The 10150-nt window shown below is 70.7% G+C and carries 7 protein-coding genes; 4 read left to right on the plus strand and 3 right to left on the minus strand.

Annotation, left to right across the window (positions count from 1 at the left end):
* Positions 1-134: 134 nt before the first annotated feature.
* Together dapD and dapC are read right to left on the minus strand one after the other, a co-directional pair.
* Positions 135-968 (minus strand): 2,3,4,5-tetrahydropyridine-2,6-dicarboxylate N-succinyltransferase, encoded by an 834-nt coding sequence (gene dapD / locus HA630_RS17110; RefSeq protein ID WP_166836216.1) that lies wholly within the window; start codon positions 966-968, stop codon positions 135-137.
* A 31-nt stretch (positions 969-999) separates the two neighbouring features.
* Positions 1000-2235: a succinyldiaminopimelate transaminase gene (gene dapC, locus HA630_RS17115; RefSeq protein ID WP_166836218.1), complete on the minus strand. Its 1236-nt coding sequence runs from the start codon at positions 2233-2235 to the stop codon at positions 1000-1002.
* Between the two features lie 155 nt (positions 2236-2390).
* Here dapC and HA630_RS17120 point away from each other — a divergent pair, with 155 nt between their 5' ends.
* The 3 genes from HA630_RS17120 (at position 2391) to HA630_RS17130 (ending at position 9377) form a co-directional block, all read left to right on the plus strand.
* Complete coding sequence (locus tag HA630_RS17120) at positions 2391-4646, plus strand: response regulator (protein WP_166836220.1); 2256 nt, start codon at positions 2391-2393, stop codon at positions 4644-4646.
* A gap of 124 nt (positions 4647-4770) precedes the next feature.
* On the plus strand, positions 4771-8301 hold the full coding sequence (smc, locus tag HA630_RS17125; protein WP_166836222.1) for a chromosome segregation protein SMC: 3531 nt from the start codon (positions 4771-4773) through the stop codon (positions 8299-8301).
* The gene (locus tag HA630_RS17130; protein ID WP_166836224.1) at positions 8301-9377 is read left to right on the plus strand and encodes a cell division protein ZipA C-terminal FtsZ-binding domain-containing protein; all 1077 of its coding nucleotides are present in this window, start codon (positions 8301-8303) and stop codon (positions 9375-9377) included. The genes smc and HA630_RS17130 overlap by 1 nt, the downstream gene beginning before the upstream one ends.
* Positions 9378-9407: 30 nt before the next feature.
* On the opposite strand, the gene HA630_RS23755 is transcribed toward HA630_RS17130, so the two are convergent.
* The gene (locus HA630_RS23755) at positions 9408-9773 is read right to left on the minus strand and encodes an Hpt domain-containing protein (protein ID WP_208300138.1); all 366 of its coding nucleotides are present in this window, start codon (positions 9771-9773) and stop codon (positions 9408-9410) included.
* A 93-nt stretch (positions 9774-9866) separates the two neighbouring features.
* On the opposite strand from HA630_RS23755, the gene HA630_RS17140 reads away from it, so the two are divergent.
* The coding region (locus tag HA630_RS17140) for a PleD family two-component system response regulator (protein ID WP_166836227.1) at positions 9867-10150 on the plus strand (284 nt) is incomplete at its 3' end.

Here is a 10150-nt window from a genome sequence, read left to right on the forward strand (position 1 = left end):
ACGCCGTTGATCTTGATCTGGATCGGCGAGTTGGCCGACAGGTACACGTCGGAGGCTTTGCGCTCGCCCATCGCGCGCAGGATCTTTTCCATCATGCCCATGCTCGGCTCCCGGTGTGTCCCTGTGGGCGGCGGTCAGTCGCGCAACAGGTCGTTGATGCTGGTCTTGGAACGGGTCTGGGCGTCCACGCGCTTGACGATGATGGCCGCGTACATGCTGTACGGTGCGCCGTTGGCGGCCGTCTTGGGCAGGTTGCCGCTGACCACCACCGAGCCGCTGGGCACGCGGCCGTAGCTGATCTCGCCGGTGGCGCGGTCGAAAATCGGGGTGCTCTGGCCCAGGTACACGCCCATGCCCAGCACCGAGTTTTCTTCCACGATGACGCCTTCCACGACCTCGGAGCGGGCGCCGATGAAGCAGTTGTCTTCGATGATGGTCGGGTTGGCCTGCAGCGGCTCCAGCACGCCGCCTATGCCCACGCCGCCCGAGAGGTGCACGTTCTTGCCGATCTGGCCGCAGGAGCCGACGGTGGCCCAGGTGTCGACCATGGTGCCTTCGTCCACGTAGGCGCCGATGTTGACGTAGCTGGGCATGAGGATGGCGCCCTTGGCGATGTAGCTGCCCCGGCGCGCCACGGCCGGCGGCACCACGCGCACGCCGGTGGCGGCCATTTCCTGCGGGCTCAGGTGGGCGAACTTGGTTTGCACCTTGTCGTAAAAAGCCAGGTCACCGGCCTGCATGATCTCGTTGTCTTTCAGGCGAAAGCTCAGCAGCACCGCTTTCTTGATCCACTGGTGCACCGTCCACTGGCCCACGCCTTCGCGGGTGGCCACGCGCAGCTTGCCCACGTTGAGGTCGGCGATCACCGCCTCCACGGCGTCCTGCACCTCCTGTGGGGCGGTGGCGGGCGAGAGCTGGGCGCGGTTGTCCCAGGCGTTGTCGATGATTTGTTGGAGTTGTTGGGTCATGGTCAGAAATCCGTAGGGGGTGAGGGATCGGTCAGGCCGTGCGGACGAACGCGGCGATGCGGTGCGCGGCTTCCACGCACTCGTCGGTTTCGGCCACCAGGGCCATACGCACGCGCTGGGCACCGGGGTTGTGGCCCTGGGCCTCGCGGGCCAGGTAGCTGCCGGGCAGCACGGTGACATTGTATTGAGCCAGCAAAGCCCGGGCAAAGTCGGTGTCACTGCCGCCCGCCTGGCCGCCAAAGCGCTCGGGCACCTCGGCCCAGAGGTAGAAGCCGGCGTCGGGCAGGGCCACGTTCATCACCTCGGCCAGGATGGGCGTGACCGCGGCGAACTTGGCGCGGTACTGGGCGCGGTTGTCCACCACGTGGGCCTCGTCCAGCCAGGCGGCGGCGCTGGCGCTTTGCACCGTGGTGCTCATGGCGCTGCCGTGGTAGGTGCGGTAGAGCAAAAAGGCTTTGAGCAACTCGGCGTCGCCGGCCACAAAGCCGCTGCGCAGGCCGGGCACGTTGCTGCGCTTGGACAGGCTGGTCAGCGCGATCAGGTTCTTGAAGTCGTGGCGGCCCAGCTTTGCCGCCGCCTCCAGCCCGCCCAGCGGGGGCTCGTCGCGGAAGTAAATTTCGCTGTAGCACTCGTCGCTGGCGATGACGAAGCCGTAGCGGTCGCTCAGCTCGAACAGCATGGCCCATTCGTCCAGCGGCATCACCGCGCCGGTGGGGTTGCCGGGCGAGCAGGTGTAGAGCAGCTGGGTGCGCTGCCACACCTCGGCCAGCACGCTGGCCCAGTCCACCGCGAAGTTGCGCGCCGGGTCGCTGGGGGCGAACCAGGGCTGGGCCCCGGCCAGGTAGGCCGCGCCTTCGTAGATTTGGTAGAACGGGTTGGGGCACACCACCACCGGTTCCACGCCCTGGGCGAAGGCACGCGGGTCCACCACCACCTGCGCCAGCGCAAACAGGGCCTCGCGCGAGCCGTTGACGGGCAGGATCTGCGTCGCCGGGTCCAGCGTCAGACCGTAGCGGCGCTGCAGCCAGGTGGCGCAGGCCTGCTTCAACTCGGGCGTGCCGCCGGTGGCGGGGTAGGTGGCCAGGCCGCCGTCGGCGCTGTGCACTGCTTCGCACAAGCGGTCCTTCAAAAAGGCTGGGGTGGGGTGTTTCGGTTCCCCGATGCCCAGGCTGATCGGGCGGTAGGCCGGGTTGGGCACGACGCCGGCGAACAGCTGGCGCAGGCGTTCAAAAGGGTAGGGTTGCAGACGGGACAGCAGCGGGTTCATGCCGGCGATGTTAGCCGCAAGCGCGGGTGGGGGCGATGCGCCGCACCACCCGTGGGACCGCGGCTGAAGGGACCGCTCTGAATCCGGATTCATTTGATGGAAATGGCGTTTAATTGACTTCGTTGTTAAATTAAAAACAATACAATCCAGTACAAATGGAAAATTCAGGGAGTCGGCCACCGGCCACCACCGAGCCCCTCCAGGCGCCATGGCCCCTCATCGTCGGGGCGGTCGGTCTGTTGCTGGCCATGACGGTGCTGTTGCTGGGCGACCAGGCCAGCCGCCACGACCGCAGCGCGCACCTGGCCGCCGAACGCCAGCACACCCGCGCGGTGGCGGACGTCCTGGCCGCCGAGGCTGGCGGCGCCCTGCGCGTGCTGTCGGCGGAACTGTCTCTGGCCGACGAACTGCTGCTGGACCGCTGGCGCGCGACGCCCCAGCCCACCCCCACGGCGACCACCGTGCCCCCGCTCACCGCCCTGAGCGACGCCCTGCGCAAGCTCGCGGCCAGCTCGTCGCACCTGCTGTCACTGTCCTTGGTGGACGCTGCCGGCCAGGTGCAGGCCAGTTCCCACCCCGCCAACGTCGGCTTGCGGCTGGACTGGTCCGACCTCGGGTTTGACGACCCGCTGGCCCCGGTGCTGCAGCTGGGCCTGGCCGTGCCGTACAACGATTGGCACCAGGCCCCGGCCGCCACCGGTAGGCCGAGCGCTGAGGGACCAAGCGCTGGGCTGGCGCTGCCTGCGGCGATGGAGGTGTTGCCGGTCAGGGGGCGGGTGTTCTATTTGTTGGCCCTGGCCCGGCCCGAGCACCTGGCCCAGTTGTCGGCCCCTTGGCTGCAGGACTGGGGCGGCCAGGCCTGGCTGACCGACCGCGCCGGCACGGTGCTGCTGCACAGCCACGGCCACACGGCTGCGCGGCCCCTGGCCCAGACCGGTTGGTCGCGCACCCACCACGACGTCGATGGCCTTTTGGTCTGGGTGGCGGTGGACGAAGCGCGCCTGCAGGCCCAATGGGCCGCGCAGGCCGGGCCGGGCCGCTGGTGGGCCTTGACCGTCGCGGCGCTGATCCTGCTCACCGCGGGCTTGCTGGCCCACACCTTGCACCGTTTCCAGCGGTCGCACGCACTGCTGCAGGCCAGCCAGCGCGCGCTGGAGGCCTCCAACGCGGCCAAGAGCGCCTTTGTGGCGAACATGAGCCACGAATTGCGCACCCCCATCGGCGCCATCCTGGGCATGACCGAGGTGGCCCTGGCCAGCCAGCCGCCCACGGGCCTGCGCCCGCCGCTGGAAGCGGTGCGCACCGCCGCCGACGGCCTGCTGCAAACGGTCAACCGGGTGCTCGACTTTGCCCGGTTGCAGGCCGGCTTGCTGACCCTGGAGGCGGCACCGGTGGCGCTGCGTTCCCTGCTGCAGGAGTGTCAGAGCACCTGGACCGCCCTGGCGCGGGCCCGCGGCGTGGCACTGCACTGGACCCAGGACGCCACGGTGCCCGCACAGGTGCTGGCCGACGCGCAGCGCCTGCGCGAGGTGCTGGGCACCCTGCTGAGCAACGCCGTGCGCTTCACCCCCGCGCAGGGGCGGGTGTCGGTGCGGGTGGCACACGGCGGCTTCCAGCAGGGCCAGCACCTGCTGGCGGTCACGGTGCAGGACACCGGCCCCGGCATGGCGCCGGAACTGGCGCGCACCGTATTCGACGGTTTTGTGCAGGCCGACGGCAGCGCCAGCCGCGCCCACGGCGGCGTGGGGCTGAGCCTGGCCCTGGCCCGCCTGCTGGCCCGGCGCATGGGTGGCGACCTGGAGGTGCTGCCCCACGCCGGCTCGGGCGCCATGCTGCGCTGGCGTTGCGCCTTGCCGGTGCTGCCCGCTGGCCTGGCCGCGGGCGCCCCACTGGCCGGGGCACCTTCGGCTGCACCGGCCGTGCCCGCGCCCGCCATTCGATCGGCTGCCGGCCCCACGCCCACCGGCCCCACCGAGGCCGCCACTCCCGCACCCGCCGTGCCCGGTTCGCCTCTGGTCCGGGTGCTGTCGGTGGACGACATCGAGGTCAACCAGAAAATCATCGGCCTGGTGCTGCGGCGCTTGGGCTGCGCTGTCGAGCAGGCCGCCGACGGCGCGCAAGCCGTGGACCGCTGCGCCCACCAGCGCTACGACCTGGTGCTGATGGACCTGCAGATGCCTGGCATGGACGGGTTGGAGGCCTGTCGGCGCATCCGCGCCGACGAGGCCGCCCGCGCCCTGCCGCCCGTGCCCATGGTGGCCGTGACCGCCCACGGCGACCTGGCCGACCGCGCGGCCTGCCTGGCTGCGGGCATGCAGGGGTTCATGAACAAGCCGGTGTCGCCGGCCGGTTTGCAGGCGGTGCTGCTGGCCCACACCGCCTGGCAGGCGGCACCGCCCGCGTCGGCCTGAGCCCGAACGGTGAGTCCCGCTGCGCCTGGGGCGCAGCGGCCGGACACATTTCGGGGGCTAGGGTAAGCCCCACTACACTACGCACCTGGACCGATCTGCCGGTGCCCACCAACCGCTTCCCGCCGTGCGCCTCCACACCATCAAGCTCTCGGGCTTCAAGTCCTTTGCCGAACCGACCACCTTCAACCTGCCCGGGCAACTGGTCGGCGTGGTGGGGCCGAACGGCTGTGGCAAGTCCAACATCATGGACGCGGTGCGCTGGGTGCTGGGCGAAAGCAAGGCCAGCGAGCTGCGTGGCGAGTCGATGCAGGACGTCATCTTCAACGGCACCACCAGCCGCAAGCCGGCCAGCCGGGCCAGCGTGGAGCTGGTGTTCGACAACGCCGACCACCGCGCCGGCGGCCAGTGGGGCCAGTTCGCCGAGATCGCGGTCAAGCGCGTGCTCACCCGCGACGGCACCAGCAGCTACTACATCAACAACCAGCCGGTGCGCCGCCGCGACGTGCAGGACGTGTTCCTGGGCACCGGCCTGGGTCCGCGCGCTTACGCCATCATCGGCCAGGGCACGATCAGCCGCATCATCGAGTCCAAGCCCGAAGAACTGCGCCTGTTCCTGGAGGAGGCCGCCGGGGTCTCCAAGTACAAGGAGCGCCGCCGCGAAACGGCCCACCGCCTGGCCGACACGCGCGAGAACCTGACCCGGGTCGAAGACATTCTGCGCGAGCTCAACGCCAACCTGGACAAGCTGGAAAAACAGGCCGAGGTGGCCACGCGCTACCACGCCCTGCAGGCCCAGGTCACGCTGCGCCAGCAGCAGTTGTGGTTCCTGAAACGGCGCGACGCCGAGGCCGAGCTGACCCGGGTGCAGGCCGAGGGCCTGAAAGCGGTGAACGACTTGGAAAGCCGGATGGCCGACCTGCGCCGCACCGAGGCCGACCTAGAGGCGGTGCGCCAGGCCCACTACGACGCCGGCGACCAGGTGAACCAGGCCCAGGGCCGCTTGTACGAGGCCGGGGCCGAGGTGGCAAGGCTGGAGGCCGAAATCCGCTACGTGGTCGAAGGCCGCCAGCGGGTGCAGCAGCGGCTGGTGCAGCTGGCGGCCCAGGTGGACCAGTGGGCCGAGCGGCAGGGCAGCGCCGAGGCCGAACTGGAGACCCTGGCCGAGCTGAACGACACGGCGGCCGAGCAGAGCGAAATCCTGGCCGCCCGGGTGGAAGAGCAGGCCGAGCAACTGCCCGCGCTGGAAGACGCGCTGCGCCAGGCCCAGGGCCGCGCCAGCCAGCAGCGCGCCGCGGTGGCGCAGGTGCAGCAGGCCATCCAGGTGCTGGCGGCCGAGCAACGCGGCCTGGACGACCAGACGCGCCAGTTGCAGGGGCGCCGCGAGCGGCTGCAGGCCGAACGCCAGACCGCCGCCGCGCCCGACGAAGCCCGCCTGGCCGACGCCACCGCCGAACTGCACGCGGCCCAGGAAGCCCAGGCCGAGGCCGAGGCCCGCCTGGAAGAGCTGCAGACCCTGGGGCCACAACTCGAGGAAGCGCGCCGCGCGGCCCAGGCCCGTGCCAACGCCGACGGTCAGGCCCACGCCGAACTGGCCGCCCGGCTCGATGCGCTCAAGGCCCTGCAGGACAAACTCAAGACCGACGGCAAGCTCCAGCCCTGGCTGGCCAAGCACGGGCTGGACGGCCTGGGCCCGCTGTGGAGCCGCCTGCACACCGAGCCTGGCTGGGAAAACGCCCTCGAATCGGCGCTGCGCGAACGCATGGCCGCGCTGGAGGTGTCGCGGCTGGAGCTGGTGCGCGCCTTGGCCGGCGTCGCCCCGCCGGCCAAACTGGCTTTCTTCAGCCCGCCCCCGGCGGGTGCGAGCGCGGCGGTCCCGGCCAGCGCCCACGGCCTGCCCCCGCTGGCGCAGCACCTGCGTCTGCACGACACCACGCTGCAGGCCCTGCTGGCCGACTGGCTGCACGGCTCCTTCGCCGCGCCGGGGCTGGACGAAGCCCTGGCCGCGCGCGCCGACCTGTTGCCGGGCCAGGCCATCTACACCCCCGCCGGGCACTGCGTCACGCCGCACCACGTCGGTTTTTACGCGCCCGACAGCGAGCAGGCCGGCCTGCTGGCCCGCGCGCAGGAGATCGACCACCTCGACAAGCAGCTGCGCGCCCAGACCCTGCTGCGCGACGAGTCGCGCACCGCCCTGAACCGCGCCGAGGCCGCCCACGCCGAGGCCCAGCAACGGCTGCAGCACAGCCGCCGCGAAGCCGCCGAGGCCCAGACCCGCGCCCACGCCCGGCAGGTGGAGGTGCTGCGCCTGACGCAACAGGCCGAACAGGCGCGTGCCCGCGGTGCCCAGCTGGCGCAGGACCTGGCCGAGGTGGACGACCAGCTGGAGGCCCTGCAGGAGCGGCGCCTGACCGCCGAGGGCCGTTTCGAGGAACTGGACCTGCAACTGGCCGACGGCCAGGAACGCCACGCCCAGTTGGAGGACGCGGTGATCGAGGCCGAACGCCGCCTCGGCCAGGCGCGCGAACAGCTGCGCAGCCTGGAGCGCCAGGCGCAGGAAGCGACCTTTTCCCAGCGCAGTCTGGAAGCGCGGCGCGGCGAGCTGCAACGCGCCATCGACACCGCGCGCCAGCAGGCCGTGGCCCTGGCCGACGAACAACAGCGCGCCCACGGCGAGCTGGAGCGCCTGAGCGACGCCGCCGCCCAGGGCGGCCTGCAGGACGCCCTGGACGCCAAGCTGCAGCGCGAACAGGCGCTGGCCGCCCAGCGCAGCCAGTACGACGGGCTGACCGCCCAGCTGCGCGCCAGCGACGAACGCCGCCTGCAGCTGGAACGCGAACTGGAGCCGCTGCGTGCCCGCATCACCGACTGCCAGCTTAAGGAACAGGCCGCCCGCCTGGGGCTGGAGCAGTACCAGCAATGGCTCACCGAAGCCGGCGCCGACCTCGCTGCGCTGGCCCAGGGCATCGAGGCCGAGGCCGTCAAACTGCACGGCCTGCAGGTTGAGATCGACCGCTGCCAGCGCGAAATCGCCGCCCTGGGCGCGGTCAACCTGGCGGCGCTGGAAGAGCTCGGCAGCGCCCGCGAACGCCAGCAGTTCCTCGACGCCCAGTCCGCCGACCTGAACGAGGCCATCCGCACCCTCGAAGACGCGATCAAGAAAATCGACGCCGAAACCCGCGACCTGCTGGGCAGCACCTTCGACACCGTCAACACCCACTTCGGCCAGATGTTCCCGGAACTGTTCGGCGGCGGCCAGGCCAAACTGGTGATGACGGGCGAGGAAATCCTCGACGCCGGGGTGCAGGTGCTGGCGCAGCCGCCGGGCAAGAAGAACCAGACCATACACCTGCTGTCCGGCGGCGAAAAAGCCCTCACCGCCATCGCCCTGGTGTTCGCCATCTTCCAGCTCAACCCGGCGCCGTTCTGCCTGCTCGACGAGGTGGACGCGCCGCTGGACGACGCCAACACCGAACGCTATGCCAAACTGGTCGCCAGCATGAGCACCGACACCCAGTTCCTCTTCATCAGCCACAACAAGATCGCCATGGAAATGGCCAAACAGCTCATCGGCGTGACCATGCAGGAGCAGGGCGTCTCGCGCATCGTCGCCGTTGACATGGAAACCGCCTCCGGGCTGATGGAGTCCCACCCATGATGAGCACCTTCCAATGGGGCCTGCTGCTGATGGGCGCCGCCGTGGTGCTCGGGGTCTGGGTGTACAACCGCTGGACGGCGCGGCGCTTCACGCCCAAACGCTCCAGCGGCGAGCCGGGCTTGGCCGAGGTGCCGTCCGAGGCGCTGCGCGGCGACCCCGAGCGCCAGGAGCCGACCCTGGACGGCGGCCCCCCACCAGGCGACGCCCCCACGGCCGACGGCCTCAACGCCCTGGGCTTGCCCGGCGCGGCGCGTGCGCCCGCGCTGCTGCCGGCGCTGGACGTGCTGGTGCCCTTGGCGCTGGAGCAGGTGGTGTCGGGCGACGCCTTGCTGGCGGCCCTGCCGGGCAGCCGCCGCGTGGGCAGCAAACCGTTCGCGGTGGAGGGGCTGCACAGCGCCAGCGGCGGCTGGGAACCGCCCCGGCCCGGCCAGCGCTACACCGCGCTGCAGGCCGGGGTGCAGCTGGCCAACCGCGCCGGCGCGCTCAACGACATCGAATTTTCCGAGTTCGTGGTCAAGGTCCAGGCCTTTGCCGACGCCCTGGGCGCCAGCCCCGACTTTCCCGACATGGTGCAGGCCGTGGGCCGTGCCCGCGAGCTGGACCAGTTCGCCGGCGACCACGACGCCCAGCTGATGTTCGCGGTGCGCGCCCGCCGGGCCGCCTGGAGCCCGGGCTACCTGGTGCAGCACGCCGCGGCGCTGGGGTTCGTGCCCGGTGCACTGCCCGGGCGCATGGTGCTGCCCGCCAGCGCCCCGGGGGCGGCGGCGGTGCTGGTGCTGCAGTACGAAACCCAGGCCGCCCTGGCCGACGACCCGGAGCAGACCGCACTGCGCGAATGCTTCCTCACCCTCGACGTGCCGCACGTGGCGCGGGACGAACGGCCCTACGTGCGCATGCGCGAAGCGGCCCAGTCGCTGGCCCGCTCCATGGAAGGCGTGGTCACCGACGCCGCCGGCCAGCCGCTGAACGACGAGCAGCTCGACCGCATCGGGGCCGACCTGGAAGGGCTGTACGACGCCCTGGAGGCCCGGGAGCTCCCGGCCGGCTCGGCGCTGGCGCGCCGGCTGTTCAGCTGACCACCGGCCACACCGCCTGGGCGGCGGCGTTCAGTCCCGCAGAAAACCGCCGTCGCGCAGGGTGGTCAGGGTCTGTTCCACCAGGCCGGGCAAGGCCGGCAGGGCCTGGGCCACCGCGGTGGCGTTGCCGGCCAGCGCGGCTTTTTCGGTGTTGGCGGCCCATTGCGACAGGGCCTGCGCCCCCAGGTTGCCGGCACTGCCTTTGACCGCGTGCGCCGTCCGCGCCAGCGCAGGCCAGTCGGCTTGCGCCGCCTGGGCCTGCAACTGGGCCGCGTCCAGCCGCACTTGCTGGGCAAACAGGCCGGTGATGTCGAACAGGTCGTCCCCCAACAGGCCTTGGAGTTCGACGAGAGATTGGGTATTGAGGAAGGTGGACACAGCAGAATTATCGTTCACGCGGTACCATAGGGCTGAGCGCAGGTTACCGAGGCCGTCTCACCTCCAAAACAGCTTTGTAATTACTATTTTATTTGGCTAGAATAATCATATATGCCGCTTTCTAGCCTCAAAGATCTCAAAATTCTGGTGGTGGACGACGACCCCTCCACCCGCCTGGCTTTGCGTGCGGTGCTGCGCAAACAGGGTTACCAGGTGGTGGAAGCGGACAACGGCCAGGCCGGTGTCGACGCGGTGCAGGCCCAGAGGCCGCACCTCGTGCTGATGGACGTGGTCATGCCGGTGCTGGACGGTTATTCGGCCTGCGCCCAGATGCGGTTGCTGACCGGCGACGAAAGCCTGCCCATCGTCATGCTCACCGCGGCCGACGACATGGG

The organism is Aquabacterium sp. A08 (genome assembly GCF_011742065.1).